Origin of the sequence: Aneurinibacillus migulanus, from assembly GCF_001274715.1 — a bacterium.
GTDB lineage: Bacteria > Bacillota > Bacilli > Aneurinibacillales > Aneurinibacillaceae > Aneurinibacillus > Aneurinibacillus migulanus.
Genome location: NZ_LGUG01000002.1, coordinates 194,632 through 213,486, shown reverse-complemented (window position 1 = coordinate 213,486; position 18,855 = coordinate 194,632). Strand labels below are relative to the sequence as shown.

Annotated in this window: 19 protein-coding genes; 10 read left to right on the top strand and 9 right to left on the bottom strand. The window is 45.5% G+C overall.

Annotated elements, in window-relative coordinates; translation table 11 throughout:
* Nucleotide 1 precedes the first annotated feature (1 nt).
* The 3 genes from AF333_RS01070 to AF333_RS01060 are packed head-to-tail and all read right to left on the bottom strand — an operon-like array spanning nucleotide 2 to nucleotide 3,839.
* Nucleotides 2–1,309: a YheC/YheD family endospore coat-associated protein gene (locus tag AF333_RS01070; protein WP_043068695.1), complete on the bottom strand. Its 1,308-nt coding sequence runs from the start codon at nucleotides 1,307–1,309 to the stop codon at nucleotides 2–4.
* Nucleotides 1,306–2,406: a YheC/YheD family endospore coat-associated protein gene (locus tag AF333_RS01065; protein WP_043068696.1), complete on the bottom strand. Its 1,101-nt coding sequence runs from the start codon at nucleotides 2,404–2,406 to the stop codon at nucleotides 1,306–1,308. The genes AF333_RS01070 and AF333_RS01065 overlap by 4 nt, the downstream gene beginning before the upstream one ends.
* Entirely contained in the window at nucleotides 2,403–3,839 is a 1,437-nt protein-coding gene (locus tag AF333_RS01060) for a YheC/YheD family endospore coat-associated protein (RefSeq protein ID WP_052812391.1), read from the bottom strand. Before AF333_RS01060 ends, AF333_RS01065 begins: the two co-directional genes overlap by 4 nt.
* A 156-nt stretch (nucleotides 3,840–3,995) precedes the next feature.
* Here AF333_RS01060 and AF333_RS01055 point away from each other — a divergent pair, with 156 nt between their 5' ends.
* The gene (locus AF333_RS01055) at nucleotides 3,996–4,685 is read left to right on the top strand and encodes a metal-dependent hydrolase (RefSeq protein ID WP_043068732.1); all 690 of its coding nucleotides are present in this window, start codon (nucleotides 3,996–3,998) and stop codon (nucleotides 4,683–4,685) included.
* A 214-nt stretch (nucleotides 4,686–4,899) separates the two neighbouring features.
* On the opposite strand, the gene AF333_RS01050 is transcribed toward AF333_RS01055, so the two are convergent.
* Nucleotides 4,900–6,075 (bottom strand): MFS transporter, encoded by a 1,176-nt coding sequence (locus tag AF333_RS01050; protein WP_043068697.1) that lies wholly within the window; start codon nucleotides 6,073–6,075, stop codon nucleotides 4,900–4,902.
* A 25-nt stretch (nucleotides 6,076–6,100) separates the two neighbouring features.
* Nucleotides 6,101–6,562 (bottom strand): MarR family transcriptional regulator, encoded by a 462-nt coding sequence (locus AF333_RS01045; protein ID WP_043068698.1) that lies wholly within the window; start codon nucleotides 6,560–6,562, stop codon nucleotides 6,101–6,103.
* 184 nt (nucleotides 6,563–6,746) lie between these two features.
* Here AF333_RS01045 and trmB point away from each other — a divergent pair, with 184 nt between their 5' ends.
* From trmB to AF333_RS01030, 3 genes are all read left to right on the top strand, one after another.
* Nucleotides 6,747–7,436, top strand: coding sequence for a tRNA (guanosine(46)-N7)-methyltransferase TrmB (gene trmB, locus AF333_RS01040; protein ID WP_043068699.1), 690 nt, complete (start codon nucleotides 6,747–6,749; stop codon nucleotides 7,434–7,436).
* Nucleotides 7,437–7,479: 43 nt separating this feature from the next.
* Nucleotides 7,480–7,740: a hypothetical protein gene (locus AF333_RS01035; RefSeq protein WP_052520773.1), complete on the top strand. Its 261-nt coding sequence runs from the start codon at nucleotides 7,480–7,482 to the stop codon at nucleotides 7,738–7,740.
* Nucleotides 7,741–7,963: 223 nt separating this feature from the next.
* Nucleotides 7,964–9,274 carry a DRTGG domain-containing protein gene (locus AF333_RS01030; protein WP_043068700.1) on the top strand — a complete coding sequence of 437 codons (1,311 nt, stop codon included), beginning with the start codon at nucleotides 7,964–7,966 and terminating at the stop codon, nucleotides 9,272–9,274.
* Nucleotides 9,275–9,303: 29 nt separating this feature from the next.
* On the opposite strand, the gene AF333_RS01025 is transcribed toward AF333_RS01030, so the two are convergent.
* The 4 genes from AF333_RS01025 to AF333_RS01010 all read right to left on the bottom strand — a co-directional run bounded on the left by AF333_RS01025 (nucleotide 9,304) and on the right by AF333_RS01010 (nucleotide 10,807).
* Complete coding sequence (locus tag AF333_RS01025) at nucleotides 9,304–9,603, bottom strand: YtpI family protein (protein WP_158502537.1); 300 nt, start codon at nucleotides 9,601–9,603, stop codon at nucleotides 9,304–9,306.
* 123 nt (nucleotides 9,604–9,726) lie between these two features.
* A complete protein-coding gene (locus tag AF333_RS01020) occupies nucleotides 9,727–9,921 on the bottom strand; it encodes a hypothetical protein (RefSeq protein ID WP_043068701.1) in 195 nt (64 codons plus the stop codon).
* Between the two features lie 62 nt (nucleotides 9,922–9,983).
* The gene (locus AF333_RS01015; RefSeq protein WP_043068702.1) at nucleotides 9,984–10,466 is read right to left on the bottom strand and encodes a hypothetical protein; all 483 of its coding nucleotides are present in this window, start codon (nucleotides 10,464–10,466) and stop codon (nucleotides 9,984–9,986) included.
* Nucleotides 10,463–10,807, bottom strand: coding sequence for a YtrH family sporulation protein (locus AF333_RS01010; protein WP_235356066.1), 345 nt, complete (start codon nucleotides 10,805–10,807; stop codon nucleotides 10,463–10,465). The genes AF333_RS01015 and AF333_RS01010 overlap by 4 nt, the downstream gene beginning before the upstream one ends.
* 294 nt (nucleotides 10,808–11,101) lie before the next feature.
* Between AF333_RS01010 and AF333_RS01005 the strand changes: the two genes are divergently transcribed.
* The 6 genes from AF333_RS01005 to AF333_RS00980 all read left to right on the top strand — a co-directional run bounded on the left by AF333_RS01005 (nucleotide 11,102) and on the right by AF333_RS00980 (nucleotide 18,845).
* Nucleotides 11,102–14,533 (top strand): DNA polymerase III subunit alpha, encoded by a 3,432-nt coding sequence (locus AF333_RS01005; protein ID WP_043068703.1) that lies wholly within the window; start codon nucleotides 11,102–11,104, stop codon nucleotides 14,531–14,533.
* Nucleotides 14,534–14,672: 139 nt separating this feature from the next.
* Nucleotides 14,673–15,902: an NAD(P)-dependent malic enzyme gene (locus AF333_RS01000; RefSeq protein WP_043068704.1), complete on the top strand. Its 1,230-nt coding sequence runs from the start codon at nucleotides 14,673–14,675 to the stop codon at nucleotides 15,900–15,902.
* Nucleotides 15,903–16,017: 115 nt separating this feature from the next.
* Nucleotides 16,018–16,698, top strand: a complete 681-nt coding sequence (locus AF333_RS00995; RefSeq protein WP_235356071.1) for a FadR/GntR family transcriptional regulator — start codon at nucleotides 16,018–16,020, stop codon at nucleotides 16,696–16,698.
* Nucleotides 16,699–16,783: 85 nt separating this feature from the next.
* Nucleotides 16,784–16,966 carry a hypothetical protein gene (locus tag AF333_RS00990; RefSeq protein WP_043068705.1) on the top strand — a complete coding sequence of 61 codons (183 nt, stop codon included), beginning with the start codon at nucleotides 16,784–16,786 and terminating at the stop codon, nucleotides 16,964–16,966.
* A 29-nt stretch (nucleotides 16,967–16,995) separates the two neighbouring features.
* On the top strand, nucleotides 16,996–17,877 hold the full coding sequence (accD, locus tag AF333_RS00985) for an acetyl-CoA carboxylase, carboxyltransferase subunit beta (protein WP_043068737.1): 882 nt from the start codon (nucleotides 16,996–16,998) through the stop codon (nucleotides 17,875–17,877).
* Nucleotides 17,877–18,845, top strand: a complete 969-nt coding sequence (locus AF333_RS00980; protein WP_043068706.1) for an acetyl-CoA carboxylase carboxyltransferase subunit alpha — start codon at nucleotides 17,877–17,879, stop codon at nucleotides 18,843–18,845. The genes accD and AF333_RS00980 overlap by 1 nt, the downstream gene beginning before the upstream one ends.
* The last annotated feature ends 10 nt before the right edge of the window (nucleotides 18,846–18,855 follow it).

Sequence of the window (18,855 nt, the reverse complement as noted above, 5' to 3'; positions counted from 1 at the left end):
GTCAATATTCTCCTACCTCGATAAAGTTTGCCTGGTGTTGAGCATACTCTACGATACGCTGCAATGATAGCTTACGGATATGCGGTTCATCAAATTTGCCTGGTTTAGCATTTGCTTCGATAAACCAGATACGCATATTTTTGTCAATGCCGATATCCATGGATACTTCGCCGAGTGTATGCCATTCTTTCTCCAGTGAACGGGCAATGCGCAAAGCCATACGGCGAACCAGTGCAAGTAGGCGGTTAGGTGCAATATGAGGGAATGCATTCATGAAAATTTCTTCGGGTGGTTGAATGGAACCGCCGCGTGGTACGTGGGTTGTAATCTTGCCGGAGCCGGCCAATCGAACGCCTGCACCCGTTACACCCCATTCGCCGCGTCCGTTTTTCTGCGCAAGAAGGCGTACGTCGAATAACTTATCCTCAAAGGTTGCCAAATCAATCCCCTGTTGGATGACGTAATCTTGTTTGATAAGAGGGGCGAGATATGTCCATACCTCCTCTTTAGAAGAGAAACGTTTGCCCACCGTATCATCTCGTTCTTGATATTGTGCAAGGTAGCCGCCATCGGTTGTTTTTTGTACGCGGTAAATACCCTTACCTGCCATACCGTTGACGGGTTTAATGTATACGAATGGATAGGAAGATAGCATTTGATAGAGTAAAGCTTTGGATGTAAACATAACGGTTTGGGGAAGATAAGGTGTAATATCAGTATCACGCTGCAATGCAGCATATAATTGTTGTTTATTAAAAAACTGTGGATTGTACAAAGTAAGGTTACGCATAGTCGACAACTGTTCAAGCGCAGCTTTGACGTGCTCTTGATCTTCAAACATACGATTAGGAATGCGATTATACAAAACGTGCGGCAGTGGCAGCCTTTCTTTAATCCATCTTCTTTCTTTCGAATGAAACAGATAGCCTTGTACGGTTTTCGATTTCCAGTCGATATTCTCTATTGGTACGACATAGACAAGCGCCCCTTTTCTTCTTCCGGTCTCAATAATGTCGATAAAATTGCTCCGAACGCCGCGGAATCGTCCACCACCAGCTACGGTTAGAATGCCGATGAGAGGACCTATCGTATGACGATTTTTCGATGAACGGATGCGTATTTTTGCTTTTATAGCATAAGGGCTAGGGCGTTTGTGCGTAATGAGAAGTGTTTTTTTCCAGTTTCCGAATTGAAGACGCAGCCTTTTGCGCATTAATAGGGTATACGGTGTATTTTTCTCAGAAATGTGAAGACGCCATGTTCGCTGTAAAGGGTGGATTGATATCCATCCTGTCGAGAGCCTACTCATGAGGTGGCCGCCTTTTTACGGTATTGTGCCAAATAATACGCGTAGCGCAGTGGATTAAGCTGCACGTCGCGGCGGTATTTTCCATCTTCAATCTTTCTGAAAGATGCGCGCCCTGGTTTAGAATTCACTTCGATGAGCCACACTTTGCCTGACAGGTCGATACCAATGTCAATGCCAAGCTCAACCAATCGGCCATGCCGGCTTTCAAGGAACGGTGGCAGTTCTTTAATAATAAAGTCGATTTCCCGGCGGATGTGTATCAGTTGCTCTTCACTAAAAAATTGCCGCAGAAATGGTTCGCATGTGTACGCTTTGCCGCCGCCACATAGGTTAGATGTAAGTCCCTCGGCAACTCCCGCTCGAACGGCGCGCCCGGACTCTCCCCATTCACCCCCACTCCCTTTTTGAACAAGCACACGGATATCAAATGGCACGCCATCCGGCGTGTGAAGCTCCAAATATGGCTGAGCAATCATCTTGGCTTTGAATTGGTTCTGGAGCCAGAACAGGAGCGAGGAACGGTTAGAAAATTTCCGATGGAAAATTTTGTTTTTGAAATCGCGCCCGTCGACACGATGAATATTGTCTTTGGATGTAACTTTCATAACACCGATGCCGAGTGAATTTCGCATCGGTTTAACGATGATCGCCTTATACTCGTCAAGCATGTTTCTAACTACCTTCATCGAGGTCACCAATTCAGTAGGCGGCATGTGGGCGGCAATTCCTGGGTGCTGAATGAGATGGTTATGATTTTTTAGCTTGTCGCCCAACACATGTCCCAGAAATGTAATAGAAGAAATGGACTTTAATCCTTTGATTTGTGTTTCATATTTTTTGCGGTTTGATAGTCGGTCATACACGAGCGTAGGGAACGGCATTCGAATTTTAACCCATTTTTTTTCTGCCGTATAGCGGTACGCGATAACCGTTTTAGTCGCAAAGTTAATGTGAGTGGGCAAAATTACATAGACGGGTAGCCCAATACGCTTTCCTGCCTGGGTCAGGTACGCGTAGAATGATTTATCGGGAAACGGGGGATATTTTGTGCTTGGAGTGGCTAGAATGCCCAGATAGCCTGTTGCTTTTTTTTTCATGATGATGATTTCCTCCTTGTGCGACGCTTGGTTTGTGGCGTTTTCTTCGGCGCCGGCGAAATGAATCCACTGCGATAAAAACAGTAATCGATTAATCGAATAACAGAACGTCGTGTTCCTTTTCCGGCGCTTGCTACGGAGTTGTTTGTCTTGGAAGGTTTAGAATTGATTTCGAGTAGCCATACTTTTCCTTGTTTATCGACACCCAAATCAATGCCAAGTTCAGCGTAATGTCCCTCCGTGCATTGTTCGAACAATTGAGCGATCAAAAGTGCATGCTGCCTGATAGAGGCGGCGATGGACTTGCACGCCATTGGCGGAAATCCAGCTGCTGTCAGCGCAGCTCCAAGAGTCAGCATCGTACCTCCATGTGCTACATTTGAAACAATGCTGCTCCTTGTCGGTGCACTTCGCCCGACAATCGATGTGATACTCCATCTACCATGTTTGTTTTTCTGTACTAGCGCGCGAAAATCCGCGATGCCTCCCCTTGATTTAATGAGGTGTAATCCTTGCTGCATTAGATACGGTTGGTTTTTCATGCGTGAACGCAGCATCTGATGCAGCATACCGAATGTTGGATAGCGGCGCGTAACGGTTCCGTTCAGTGAAGAATATTGACAAAGATAGCCTTTCTCGCTTCGGATGAGACGGATAATGCCTCGGCCCAGACTGCCGTTGGACGGTTTAAGGTAAAGATACGGATACCTTTGCAACATGGAGGTAAGAGACGCCGCTCCCATATACAGCTCGGTACAGGGGGAGAACGAAGCCGTCTCTGGCAGTAGGGACATTCGCTGGTGAATGTACCATTTATCAAGAAATTGTTCATTGAAGAAGAGCGCACCTTTCTCTTTTAATACAGATATTTTCTCTTGTGTCTCTTCTCTTTCTTCGATTCGGCGTGAACCGATACGGTTGTAGACACACTGTGGAAGTGGAAACCTGCGCTTAATCCACTGGTTATTGTGATATGTCCAGCCGTCTACCGTATTGTTTTCCTGTGCGACCTGCTCAAGAGTGAAAATAAAGCCGAGACCACCGCGTTTCCTACAGGTCTGCACCATTTCGCGACAAAAATCGGTGATACCGCCGAACGGTCCGTCTTCTGTAGGCGCCATTCGATAGATTAGAGCCCCGACAAGGGGACCAATAACAAGTTTTCGAGTATTCGGATGAAAATGAAAGCCATACGTCATATTCTCTTCTAGTAGATGGAGACGACGTGCGAGAGATTCGCGGATGCGAACCGTGGAAGCCGTAGCGGTAATTTCGAAATCGACAATCGCAGTCTGCAATCCGTAAACGAACTCAAGCGTATGTGTGCCGGAGATGCCGTGTTTTTTGACAAAGGCAGCCGGAAGCAACAAATCGACCGCAGTGGGAAGGGACGAATCGGCTATACGCTGAATTCGCATATGATGTTGTGTCATGGCTCGCTCCCCCCTTTCCTGCATGCGTATATCATCCCTTCATCTTATGTGGAAGCGAAGAAGAGCGTGAGTGCTCCTACCTATTTGTTTGCGAAGGAAGAGGCTGGTACAATAGAGAGGAAAATACGAGTGAAGCAAAGAATGGAGGATGAAAGTATGAAAATTACATATCACGGACATTCTTGTGTACAAGTTTCACATGGGGAAAAATCCGTTATTATTGATCCGTTTCTTACCGGAAATAGTCTTGCAAAAGTAAAGCCTGAAGATATTGAAGTACAATATGTGTTGTTGACACATGCACATGGCGATCATCTGGGCGATACACTTACCATCGCAAAGCGGAACAATGCTACAATTGTCGCTACGCATGAGCTAGCTACATACATGAGCTGGCAGGGAGCAAATGTCCATCCGATGAACCTGGGCGGTGCATATACATTCGACTTTGGGACAGTAAAGATGACACAGGCTTTCCACAGTTCATCCATTGTGCTCGAAGATGAACGGAAAATTATCTATGGTGGTATGCCTGGTGGTTTTCTGATTACGATGGGCGGTAAAACACTGTATCATCTTGGGGATACCGGACTGTTCGGCGATTTGAAACTGATTGGCGATCGTAACCGCATCGATGTTGCGTTTGTGCCGATCGGAGATAATTTTACGATGGGGCCGGAAGATGCGCTTCAGGCGTCCGAGTGGGTGGGTGCTGCGCTGACCGTTCCTGTGCATTACGATACATTCCCGGTCATTAAACAGAACCCGGAAGCGTTTGTGCACAGCCTTGAAGGCAAAGGATTAAAGGGAAAAGTAATGAATCCAGGTGAAGAACTGGAAATATAACAGTTTCATAATAGTTTTGTAATATACATGTAATATAGATGAGGTATCTTAAGAGTGTGATGAAAAACCCCCTTTTTATATACCTCTTGTGTTAGAGCAGCCCATAAAGCTGCTCTCTTTTTTTGCCCTGACGATGCGAAAGAAGCGGAAAGAAAGGGTTCCCTCCCGCTTCATACATTCGTTCATTTTCCACTATAAAGGGAAAGGGAAGATATTACATGTTGGCCTGGCTTTCTGCCTTATGTAGCCATTTCCATGAAAACAAAATCGCGCCTCCGAATAATAAGGCCGCAAAGCCGAATGGCAAGAAAAAATTTCCCCCGTGTGCGAGGAAGCTCCCTGCTATTGGACCGGTTGCCATACCGATATACCGTACGAAATTATATACGCCGATTGCGGTTGCCCGTTCATGCAAAAATTCATCCGTTAACAATCTACTTTGTATAGGCGTGGAGAAACCGATAGTCAGACCATATAGGGAAATGGTTATAATTAAACATATCATTGAGATATGAGCAAGTGTAATAAAGAGAATAACTGAAAGTACATTCATTAAGCATGTATATAATAAGCTGGTTGTTGGCTTCACGTCTCCTTGTAGCCGTCCACTTAAAAAGCTTCCCAGCATTAAACATAGTGAGAGCGGTAGAAATGCAACACCGATTTTCTCTGGGTTGATGTTATACATATGATTCAGAATAGAGGGAAGAAAAACAAGGAAGCTGTAAAACGTATAAAATTGTATGAATCCGAGTACCAATACAACGAGTCCGGTAGAATTGCGCGCGATGGTGGAAAAATGAGTCAGACTGAACTTTCGCGTTTGTACGTTTTCCGATTTCGTTTCTGGAAGAAAAAGCAGGTTTAGTAACAACAGAATCAGCCCGGAAATAGAAAGGAAAAAGAATATACCGGGATGTCCGCTCCTTGCTCCAATAAAACCACCGATGAGAGGTCCAATAACGGAAGCCAAGGAAAGGAGCATCTGATACGTACCCATTGCTTTTCCGCGTTGTTTCCCTTCAAAAAGATCTCCGATTACTGTGGCTGCCACAACAGGAATGGCAGCTGCACCGATTCCTTGAAGAGCTCGGAACAATAATAGTGTATAGATAGAGTTTGAGAAGGTACACCCGATTGAAGCTATGATATAAAGCAACATACTAGGTAATAACACCTTTTTTCTCCCTTTGTCGTCAATGAAAGGACCATAAACGATTTGCATAATCGCAAGTGCTATTGTGAAGACAGAAATCGTTAGGTTTGTTAAATAAGGCGTCGTATGTAATGCGCTCTGTATATCAGGAAGAATAGGCGTGTATATATTTTGTGAAATAGAGCCTACAAGCGCACTAATTCCTAAAATGTATAGAATAAGCCGTACTTTCATTAAATATCATCCTTTCTGTTTTTATTCAAAGCTCACTAATAATGTCTTTTAACAGCCGATCGATGAATTGAAGCTCGGCGGGAGTATATCTTTTTAGAAAATGGAGTACCTTCTCTTCAGCAGCCTGATGGAGTGTTTCATGAAGAGAAAAGATTTTTTCTCCGGATTTTGTAAGTTTGAAGTGAACTTCCTTCTGGTTATTAGTTAGATGGATTTTTTCTATTGCTTCTCTTTTTAATAATTTGGAACATATTTTAGAGATAGCTCCTCTTGTCATATCCATTTGTTTCGAAAGAGAAGTTACATTTCTCGTACCGTGTGTGCCAATGCAATCAATTACATGCAGTTCGGATAAAGTAATATCTGCTAGGTTCAAGCTGAGTTCCTTTGTTTTTGTAATGAGCTCTTCCTGTTCTTGTTTGATCGCATCCTCTCGTTTGTGTAACAATTTTTGTAATGTCAAAACAATATTTTTTTCCAGCTGCATTTGGCTGCCTCCTTACTCACTTGTATGCTATTTTTGTTTCCTAGGAAACAAAAATAGCATACCTAATCCCGAGGGAAATGTAAAGCAATAAATAGTAAAAAGCTTTTCGGTTGCAACTTTTACATCGAATGCGTAAGATAAGTATCAGTGTGAAAAATCTTGAAGTAAACAGGTGATTAATCAAATGCGCTTACGTAAAAAACCCGGTGTACGGGAAGCAATGGCGACGTATCCGAAGCTTGTCCCGTTGAACGGTGAAGAATACAAAGGCAAGTGGAATTCTTTTTTTGGAAATGATAATCCGATTCATGTAGAGCTTGGAACAGGCAAAGGTAACTTTATTACGACATTGGCTGAGCAAAATCCAGATATTAACTATTTCGGCGTGGAGTTGTATGAGGAAGTTTTAATTAGAGCTGTTAAAAAAGCGGAAGCTAAGGAATTAAACAATCTCTCCTTTCTTTGGATTAATATTCAGGATATCGAGAAGTATTTTGCACCGGGAGAAGTGGACAAGTTCTACCTCAACTTCAGTGATCCGTGGCCTAAGAAGCGCCATGCCAGACGCCGCTTGACTCATAGTGAGTTCCTGACAAAATACAAAGGGTTGCTGAAGCCGGAAGGTGCCATTCAGTTAAAGACAGACAACGAAGGGCTTTTCCAATTCAGTCTTAACCAGTTCGCTCAGGAACTGTTCCTGTTGAAAGAGATTACGTTCGATTTGCATAATAGTGAATATGTGGAAGGTAATGTTATGACTGAATATGAGGCTAAATTTGTCGGACAAGGCATGAAGATTTTCAGATGCATCGCTGCACATCCGGCGCAGCTGGCCGCGAAAGTTGAAGAGCAAAAGAGCCGCACATCGGTCTAAATCCCTCCTGCCTCGCATATACTGTCAATGCGAGGTGAGCAAAGTGGGACATTCTTTTCGCAACATTAGTTATCTTATTTTCGCGTTTGTGCTTGTGTTTTATGGGCTACCGCGGCTTCCTTTGCTGGTGGATCAGACCGAAGCGGTTTTATTTAGCGCCGTATGGCTCGGATTCGCTCTGCTCATTATCGGAGCGAATCTCTATCAGATTATTGGGGAGAGGGAGGAACGAAACGTTGCATCTCCTTTTACCTTGCCGCAACGCGAACGGACAAAAAAGAGAACACAGTATGATTATGAATAAGTACAGGATAAGCCGCCGAATGAAGGCGGCTTATTTTCTGTTTGTGATTGTTATAACAACAAAGTATAATGTGGTTAATACAGACCAATACAGATTGAAGCAGTTGGTTTTCATAGTTTTGCGGTCACCCGTCCGCAGGCGAAGGCGAAGATAGGAGAGGTCAGGCTTATGCAGAAGGAAAGAACATGCACCGACCTCTAATTTTCATAGAGAAGGTGAGTCTATGGCAACGAAACATGAACAGATTCTGCAGCATATCGAAGAGTTGGAAGTAGGCAGTAAAATTTCTGTGCGCCAGGTGGCGAAAGAACTTGAGGTCAGCGAAGGGACAGCCTACCGGGCCATTAAGGAAGCTGAAGCACAGGGATTGGTGAGCACGATTGAACGGGTCGGCACGGTACGTATCGAGAAAAAGAAAAAACAAAATATCGAGCGGCTAACGTTTGCAGAAGTAGTCAACATTGTGGATGGTCATGTGCTTGGAGGACGTGAAGGCTTATACAAGACTCTTAACAAATTTGTCATCGGGGCAATGAAATTGGAAGCGATGATGCGCTATGTGGAAGCAGGGAGTTTGCTTATCGTAGGTAACCGCTACCAAGCCCATAAATTATCGCTGCAGCATGGAGCTGCCGTATTGATTACTGGTGGATTCGATACGAGCGAAGAAGTGAAGAAGCTGGCTGATGAATTGCAAATGCCGATTATATCCAGCAGTTATGATTCGTTTACAGTAGCGACGCTCATTAATCGTGCTATTGATGACCGCTTGATTAAGAAGGAAATTATGATGGTAGAGGACATTTTAATTCCTCTCAAGGATTCGTATTACTTAAATACAAACCATACGGTACGGGACTGGCATCGGTTCGTAGAAAGCATTGGACATGGTCGTTTTCCGGTTGTTGATGAGAATATGAAAGTAATGGGCGTTGTCACAACAAAAGATATTGTCGGATACGAATACGATGTTCCGGTTGAAAAAGTGATGACCAAGAATCCGATTACGGTAATGGCGCGTGTCTCGGTCGCCTCGGCTGCTCATATGATGGTATGGGAGGGTATCGAGATGCTGCCGGTCGTTGATAATCATCGACGTCTGCTGGGCGTCATTACACGTCAGGACGTTTTGAAAGCGCTACAGTATATACAGAAGCAGCCGCAAATGGGCGAGACGTTTGCAAATCAGATTATGAACCGCTTCCGAGAAGAGAAGGGGGAGCGGGGCATTTACTTCCGCGGTGAAATAACACCGCAGATGACGAATCATCTGGGGAACATCTCAAGCGGGGTATTAACGACGCTTGTTTCTGAGTCGGGTAGCATGGCGCTTCGCCAGTTTAAGAAAGCCGATATGGTACCGGAGAATATTACAGTATATTTCCTAAAGCCGGTACAGATTGAGAGTACGATTGAAATCTATCCGCGTGTGCTTGAGGTAAGCCGGAAATTTGGGAAAGTGGAAGTAGAAGTATACCATCAGGGAACACTCGTATCAAAAGCAATGATGACAGCACAGGTTATTGAACGATAAGAAGAGAGGCGGAAGTGTATGCTTCCGCTTTATTTTTTGCCTTCTTGTTCTTTTTTTAGCTTCATAAAATAGTTCAGATTGCGGATACCAAGCACAAGGTTCACGCCACCTACGAACAGAAGGACAATACCGATAATCAGACGAATTGTATCCATGTTCTCGAACGTAACTTGATTGAATCCGATGCCAAGCAAAGCGACGCCCATGCCGATGTTCATGCGTGCCTGGTAAATGCGTGCCATAATTCCCGGCTGGCTGCGCCAGGTAATCGCGTAGTAGATAGCGAATGTTGCGGATAAGATAATGACAATAGAAAGAATAGCCGTCAATATGGGAACTCCCTTCATTGCAATTTCTTTTCTATTTTCGCATCCATTTCCAAAAAGTACAATCATACAAAATAAAAAGCGGCTACCCTATCGAGGCAGCCGCTTTATAATTGTACATGTATGTTAGTGAACTTCATGTTTATCCGCAGGGATGAACCAGCAGCCCAGAGATGTTTTGTCTACATGTACATCCATATTCTCTTCTTTGATATAGCGTTCCATTAACTCTGTAACTTCCTGTGTTTCTGAAAATGCGGAGAAACCGTTTTTTAATTTTTCGACTTTGGCACGTGCCATTTCTCTACGACTAATAACCATGCGAATTCCTCCTTTTTCTTATATTTTACTAAATTCCACGATTATTTGCGAGAAAAAGAAAATTATCGTGTTTCTTCAACACGAATGTACATGTGCAAAGAGGGAGAGATAACAAGCGTAGACAGATGAAGAGAGTATATCCGATTATCGATGGTGTAGGTACGCTCTGCGACCATCATCATAATGCCTTCGTGAAAACCGGCTACATATTCTAAAGGTTTTCCTTTTAGAAAAAATAAATCTTTAATTAGCTTTTTCCTAAGTTCTGCTTCTACAAATCCATCCTTTGTTTGAAGATGGAGTTCTATTTCCTTTACCACATTCTTTTCTTTTTGAATCAAACTGTTTTCGATTTTTTTATATTCAATATTTTCCTGAACGTATTCGATATTTTCTTGTTCCAGCTTGCGGATCTTCAGATGAAGCCTGTCCACCTCATCCCCTACAATCAATAGAAATACGCCCATGCCTGTAAGTATACCAAGTATATATAAAAGAATGAAACGGATGGAACGCCGCCAATACACGCCGGATGGCACTCTCATATCGGATCACCGTGAACCAACCAATGGATGAGTCGGGTCCCGGTATCCGCTCCGATAAATGCGCTGACGATGAAAATAATCTGCTTGATAACAGGCGACATATCGCCTTCCTGAAAGATTCGTTCAATCTGCATAAACGAATCGAATGTACCGCCGAGCGCGCCGACCATCCCCCAGATTTTCAATTTGAATGCAAGTTCATACATTGTATGAAACGGCGGTTGTCGAGTGAGAAGCGCCGCTATGCCGCCCAGAATAGAACCGCCCAGCACGATGCCGAACGCAACAAAGAAATAGGTTGACATGTCTTTTACCAAATGCCCGAGCAGCATTTTGCTCATCTTCGCACCTTCCTTTATTCATATACACCGAACTTGATGATTTCCAACTTATACACATCCATATGATTGCCAGGCAATAAATATGTATAAAGAACGTATGTTGCCAAGGGTGTTGATTATCCAGTACGCTCCAGAGTGGATCGCCACCACACCGTGCCACAAAGCGGCCGTATCTCTTCCTTCCAATCTATGGATAATCAATGGGTGTGGCATGTTTCTATATTGCATCGCACGGTATAATAGAGGAAGAGTACGAAATGAAAAAGCATCCGACAAGCGAACAGGGGGAAGACAATGGACAGGGCATCTTTTGTGCATCTGCATGTACATAGTGAATATAGCCTGCTTGAGAGCGCAGCGCGCATCCGTCCGCTCGTGCGCCGTGCCAAAGAACTTGGTATGCATGCGCTGGCGATTACTGATTCGCAGGCGATGTACGGAATTATTCCTTTTTATAAGACATGTCTGGAAGAAGGTATTAAACCGATTCTCGGCGTGCAAATACGAGTAGCAGATAGGCTTGCAGATAGAGAATGGAGCCGGGAGGAGAAGGGACATGCGCTCGTCCTGCTGGCTGAAAATATGACAGGCTACCGTAATATTATGCGTTTATTATCACAGGCTCATATGGAAGGACGCCACCATCCACTTCTGGCGAAAGATAGATTGCGTGGATACACGGAAGGTATTATTGCTTTAAGCGGAGCACAGGATGGGGAGATTGGCATGCTGCTTCGCGCGGGGCAAATAGAGAAAGCGGTCGAGACAGCGGAAGCGTATGCTTTGCTATTCGGCAAAGATAACTTTTTTCTGGAAATCCAGGATCATTTGCTAGAAGAGCAGAAGGTTGTGAACCAACGGACAACTGACGTAGGCCGTATGACGGGTCTTTCGTTGGTGGCGACGAATAATGTTCGTTATCTTAAGGAGGAAGATGCTTCCGTATTTGATGTGCTTCTCTGCATTGGGGAAGGCAAGACGGTAGAGGATATAGATCGGACAAAGTATCCTACACATGAATATTACCTGAAAAGCGTGGAAGAAATGAGAGAGTTGTTTATTTTTCTGCCTGAAGCGCTTGAGAATACGGTGCGAATCGCCGAGCGCTGCAATGTGGAACTGCCGCTTGGTGATTCGATTCTACCGCGTTTTTCGGTGCCGGACGGTCAAGCCGCTGCCGATTATCTGCGTCACGTATGTGAAGAAGGCCTTGTAATGCGATATGGCAAGGAAGCGGACAACGAAGTGCGCGAGCGGCTTGATTATGAACTTGACGTCATCGCACGCATGGGCTTTTCTGATTATTTCTTAATTGTGTGGGACTTTATCCGTTATGCGCGGGAGCAGGGTATCGCGGTCGGACCGGGCCGCGGTTCGGCTGCTGGAAGTCTGGTAGCGTATGTGTTGCAGATTACTAATATCGACCCGGTGCAATACAAGTTGCTGTTCGAGCGTTTCTTGAATCCTGAGCGGGTCAGCATGCCTGATATTGATATTGATTTTAGTTATGAACGGCGCGACGAGGTTATTGATTATGTGGTGCGTAAGTATGGCAGGGAACGAGTGGCGCAGATTATTACGTTCGGAACGATGGCAGCGCGAGCGGCGGTACGGGATGTAGGGCGTGCACTCGATACGCCGCTCCCGGTCGTAGATCGAATCGCAAAAATGATTCCGTCTGAACTTGGTATCACCCTTGATAGGGCGCTCGCGAAAAGCAAAAGTTTGCGTCAGGCGACAGAAGAAAATCCTCAGGTCGAGAAGCTTTTGAAAGTAGCACGTGCTGTAGAAGGTCTGCCACGCCATGCCTCTACCCATGCAGCCGGTGTGGTCATTTCGCGTGATCCGCTGACTGAATATGTGCCGATTCAACAAGGGCATGACGGCCATGGGCTTACGCAGTATGCGATGGAGGCGCTTGAAGAGGTTGGGCTGCTTAAAATGGATTTTCTCGGCTTGAAAAACTTAACCTTGCTTGAGAGAGCCATCAGGATCATAAGGGAGGAGGAGACGCAGGAAATCGATTTGGCAACCCTACCGCTTGATGATACCCGTACGTATCGTATGTTGTCTGAAGCGGATACGGCTGGCGTATTCCAACTGGAATCCTCCGGCATGCGCCATGTACTTAGAGAAGTCAAGCCGTCCGTATTTGAAGATATTGTCGCGGTGCTGGCATTATTCAGACCGGGTCCAATGGAGTTTATTCCCGACTTTGCGGCGGCCAAGCATGGCAAAAAGAAAGTCGAATATATGCACCCGGTATTGGAACCGATTCTTAAGGATACGTATGGTTTCATCCTATACCAAGAGCAGATTATGCAAATTGCTTCTACGGTGGCGGGATTCACGCTAGGGGAAGCAGATATTCTGCGTCGAGCTGTATCCAAGAAAAAACGAGAGCTTCTGCAGGAACAGCGGGAGAAGTTTGTTGCCGGTGCTCTTAAACAGGGGTATGACGCTACGCTAGCCAATCAATTGTATGACATGATTGTTAGGTTTGCTGATTACGGTTTTAACCGGAGTCATAGTGCGGCATATGCTATGATTGCGTACCACATGGCCTATTTAAAGGCTAATCATCCAGTTGCATTTCTCGCCTCCCTTCTGACCATGGCGCAAGGAAGCACAGAAAAAATTGCGGAATATATAGAGGAGTGTAAGCGTCGTTCCATCCCTGTACTCGGGCCCGACGTTAATTGCAGTGAAGTTGACTTTACGGTAGAGAATGGAAGCATTCGCTTTGGATTGGCCGCTATTAAAAATGTCGGTGTTCAAGCGATTCGCCGGATTCTTGAGGAGCGAGAGCAGAAGCCGTTTACAGGTCTTGCAGACTTTTGTCTGCGTATCGACCAACGAGTATGCAATCGCCGTGTACTCGAAGCACTCATTAAAAGCGGTGCCATGGACAGCTTCTCTTCTAACCGGGCTGCGCTTTTGACTATGCTTGATGAAGCAATGGAATGGGCGCAGCGCATACGCAAGCTCGATGAAGGAAATCAAATCGACTTTTTTAATGAGGAAAGTTCTACCGCCGAGGAAGCCCCGAAAATACCGGATGATATTCCGGACTTCGGACAGAAGGAAAAACTCCTTCAGGAGAAAGAATTGCTTGGTCTCTACCTGTCAGGCCATCCGTTGGACGACTATCGCAGCATATGCGAGCGATTTTCCTTCTTACCATTAGGTCAATTGCGTGAAATGCGAGACAAGCAGCCGATTCGCCTTGCAGGTATGGTGGTTGGTGTTCGCAGCATTACGACCCGCCACGGACAGCCGATGGCATTCGTTCAGCTTGAAGATCAGACTTCCCGCATCGAGGTTGTAGTGTTTCCTGGCGTTTATCATCATGTATCTCAATTACTGGAGAAGGGACGTTTGCTTGTCGTAGATGGAAAAGCGAATCATCAGGGGGAAGAAGTTAAATGTATTGCTGACCGAATCAAAGACATCACAGAGCTGGACCAAACGGAGGTACAAACGAAGCCATCACCTGTTATATTTGTCAAAATTGAAGCTGAGATAGAGTCCGATCTGGCCAAAATGCAGCAGTTACAGCAAATTCTGCGGGAGGGAACCGGAGAAAGCCCGGTTATCCTGTATTATGCAGCCAAAAGGCAGTCCGTTCAGTTGGCACAGGAGTATAACGTAAGTGCTACAAGCGAAATAATTAGAAAAATTGAGAAAATTGTTGGGAAAGGGTTTGTTATTATCAAAAATCGGTAATTTTATATGAAAAAAACGTCCAAAAGCGGCCATCTTCTTGTTTACAGATTGGCCGCTTTTGATATAATGGGATAATAATAAATGAAGTGGTCAGACCACCTAAAATTCGGAGTAGAAGAGATAAGGAGTTGTGAGACAGGTGCCAAACATGCGTGAACAAGCGTTGAAGTTGCACAAAGAAAGCCGGGGAAAAATCAGGGTAGAATCAAAGGTTGCGTTAAACGACGCAAACGATTTGAGCCTTGCCTATTCGCCCGGGGTAGCTGAGCCTTGCAAAGATATTTTTGACGATCGGCAGAAAGTATACGATTATACGGCTAAAGGTAACATGGTGGCGGTCGTCTCCGATGGCTCAGCCGTATTGGGATTGGGAAACATTGGCCCTGAAGGTGCGCTTCCTGTTATGGAAGGCAAAGCGGTTCTATTCAAATCGTTCGCCGGTGTTGATGCATTCCCGATTTGCCTTAATACGCAAGATCCAGAAGAAATTATCAAAGCGGTAAAATATCTGGAACCTACGTTTGGCGGCATCAACTTAGAGGATATTGCAGCTCCGAATTGCTTTAAAATTGAAGAGCAACTTAAGAAAGAACTGTCAATTCCGGTATTCCATGATGATCAGCATGGTACTGCTATTGTAACCGCAGCAGGTCTTTTGAATGCCCTGAAAATCGTCGGTAAGAAAATGGAGGATATCTCTGTAGTGGCGAATGGAGCAGGAGCGGCGGGAATTGCGATAATTAAACTGCTGCTTCTTATGGGGGTCAAAGAAGTGATTATGTGCGATTCCAAAGGTGCTATCTACGAAGGGCGCCCATACGGAATGAACCCCATTAAAGAAGAAATTGCGCGCATTACTAACCAGCGTAAAGCAGAAGGTACACTGGCGGATGTACTTGTCGGCGCTGATGTTTTTATCGGTGTATCGGTTGCCGGTTCTCTAACGCCGAATATGGTACAATCCATGAATGAGTCACCAATTATTTTCGCTATGGCTAATCCAATTCCAGAAATCATGCCGGAAGTTGCGAAAGAAGCAGGTGCAGCAGTTATCGGTACGGGTCGTTCCGACTTCCCGAATCAGGTCAACAATGTGCTGGCGTTTCCGGGAATTTTCCGTGGGGCACTTGAAGTGATGGCTACTGACATTAACGAAGAGATGAAGCTTGCGGCTGTAAAGGCTATTGCAGAACTCATCGGAGAGGACGAATTGAAACCAGATTATATTATTCCTTCGCCATTCGATCCGCGGGTAGCTCCGAATGTTGCTGCTTCAGTCGCCAAGGCGGCCATGGATACAGGTATAGCGCGTAAGGAAATCAATCCAGAGCAAATCAAAGCGTCTATGCTGGCTGCTGTAAAAATATAATTTTTGCAGGAGTATTATACGGAGCAAGATTTGTTTTCCTATGTGCAAAAAAAGGAGGAGTTCATCCTCCTTTTTTTGGCGAGGAAAAATAAAAAGAGCAAACAAGGTGAGAAATGTGTCAATTTTGCCTGAGCAGCGCAAGGTCTATCAAGAGATTCTGCTGGAAATTAATCGAATCATTAAGGAAGACGGGTTAAAGCCGGGGGATAAATTACCTTCAGAACGGGAGTTATCCGAACGTTTGCAGGTCGGACGCTCTTCTGTACGGGAGGCGCTGCGGGCGCTGGAACTTCTCGGACTAATCACGACGCGCCGCGGAGAAGGAACCTTTATCCAGCATTACCGTCATAATCAGCTCATTAATCTCATCGGAGCGTACATTCTAAAGGATTACAAGACACGAAATGATCTGGTGGAGATGAGGAAAATATTAGAAATCGATGCAGTGCGCCTCGCATGCAAACGCGCGCGTGATAAGCACTTCGCCGAGATGGAACGCATCATTCTTCAGGGAGAAGAGCGTATCCGCGAGGGGCAGGTACCTACAGAGGAAGATTATTTGTTCCACCGGGCGATTTGTCGTTCCAGCCGCAATTCAGTGTTGCATCGGATGTGGGTTCCGCTTGTTGAATACAGCAAGTCGATTCGGGAGGGATCGCTTGCACGTGAGGGAAGGGCAGAGGAAGGATTTAAGGAGCATCGGGCAATCCTTGAAGCGATTCGAGCGGGAGATGAAGAAGAAGCTGTACGCCGCATGGCTCATCATTTAGAGAACAGTATTTTATATCCATTCTAATATGTTATATCGATAAGGCAAATTCTATAAAAAAGGGGTAGAATGGTGATGAGCAACATATATTTGGTAAGGAGGATGAGCCGGAATGTGGACGGTCATCTATATCGCCCCGAGCGCAAAAATCGCAGAAAGAATTCAAGATAAGCTGACAGCCGAAGGGTTTCTTGTGAAGCTTCGCCAGTCCGGTATATCCAAGCAGTATGAAATTCTTGTTCCGGCGGGAGAAGTGAATGAAGTCCAGGAAGTATTAAGCACAATTCTACATTGATGCGCTAGTTTTGAGAGAGGTGTATTGTGTTGTTAAAAGACATTTTCTATAAAAAACGACGTTATGCAACTGTACAAACGGAGCAAGGACAAGCCCAGGCGGAGAAACCAACGGTAAAAGAAGTGCCGGAAGGGCTAATGACAAAGTGTCCGGAATGCGGCACGATTGCATACGCTAAAGAACTTGAAAAAAACTTGAAAGTATGTCAGGGATGCGGCTATCATTTTCCGATGACGGCATTTGAACGTATTGCCATGCTGGTGGATGAAGGACACTTCTTTGAGTATGACAGTGAACTTCTGTCTACAGATCCGCTGAATTTTCCAGACTATACGGCAAAGCTAGAAAAAGACATGGAGAAGTCGGGGTTATCCGAAGCGGTCGTTACAGGAGAAGGAACCATCAAGGGGTATCCAGCCGTTATTGCTGTAATGGACTCTCGTTTCCGGATGGGAAGTATGGGCTCCGTTGTCGGGGAGAAAATTGCCCGTGCTATTGAACAAGCGATTGAAAAGCGCTACCCATTCATTCTGTTCTCCGCTTCTGGTGGCGCGCGTATGCAGGAAGGCGTATTGAGCCTGATGCAGATGGCAAAAACGAGCGCCGCACTTGCCAAGCTGGATGCGGCAAAAGGATTATACATCTCCGTCATGACCAACCCTACGACCGGGGGCGTATCTGCAAGCTTTGCTTCGCTTGGCGATTATAATTTTGCTGAGCCTGGTGCATTAATCGGCTTTGCGGGACGACGTATTATTATGCAGACCATTCGTCAGGAGCTGCCGGAAGATTTCCAGACAGCGGAATTTCTTCTGAAGAAAGGGCAACTTGACAAAGTCATTCCCCGTAAAGAATTACGTGATACTCTGGTGACGATTCTTGATATGCATACGGAAAGGAGGGCAAACTAATGGCCGCAGAATTACCATTTGAGAAGCCGCTTCTGGAATTGGACGCGAAAATTGAAGAGCTGCGCAAGTTTACTCAAGAGAAGCATATCGATTTCACGGATGAGATTATAAAATTAGAGGCAAGAGCTAAGTCGCTGGCTCAGGAGATATATGGAAACCTGACTCCATGGCAGCGAGTAATGCTGGCTCGGCACCCGGAACGTCCTACTACGCTTGATTTAATCGGCGAGCTATTTACCGATTTCATCGAGCTGCATGGGGACCGTTTTTATGGTGAAGATGCTGCAATTGTCGGTGGGATTGCTAAATTTAACGGACAGCCGGTTACGGTAGTAGGACACCAGAAGGGCCGGGACACAAAAGAGAACATCGCGCGTAACTTTGGCAGCCCTCATCCGGAAGGTTTTCGAAAGGCGTTGCGTTTGATGCAGCAAGCGGACAAGTTTAACCGTCCGATAATTTGTTTCATCAATACGCAGGGGGCATATCCTGGAAAGGCAGCGGAAGAGCGTGGGCAAAGCGAAGCAATTGCCCGCAATCTGCGTGAGATGGCCTCATTCGGGGTACCGATACTATGTGTCGTAACCGGAGAAGGTGGCAGCGGCGGCGCGCTAGCGCTCGGTGTGGGCAATCGTCTGTTGATGATGGAAAATGCTTTTTACTCTGTTATTTCACCGGAAGGGGCGGCATCGATCCTGTGGAAGGATTCGTCCCAGGCACAACGTGCTGCCGAGTCGATGAAAATCACAGCAAACGATTTGCATGAATTAGGCGTAGTGGATGAGATCGTACCTGAGCCGATTGGTGGCGCGCATCGCCATCTCAAGGAAACGGCAGCTTCACTTCATGCAGTGCTGACCCGGCATTTGGCTGAATTGAAAGACATGAGCCGGAAGGAACTAATCGACGATCGCTATGAGAAGTACAAGTCGATAGGACAGTATGCAGCTCTCACAGAATCTATCTAGGAGGTCCGCA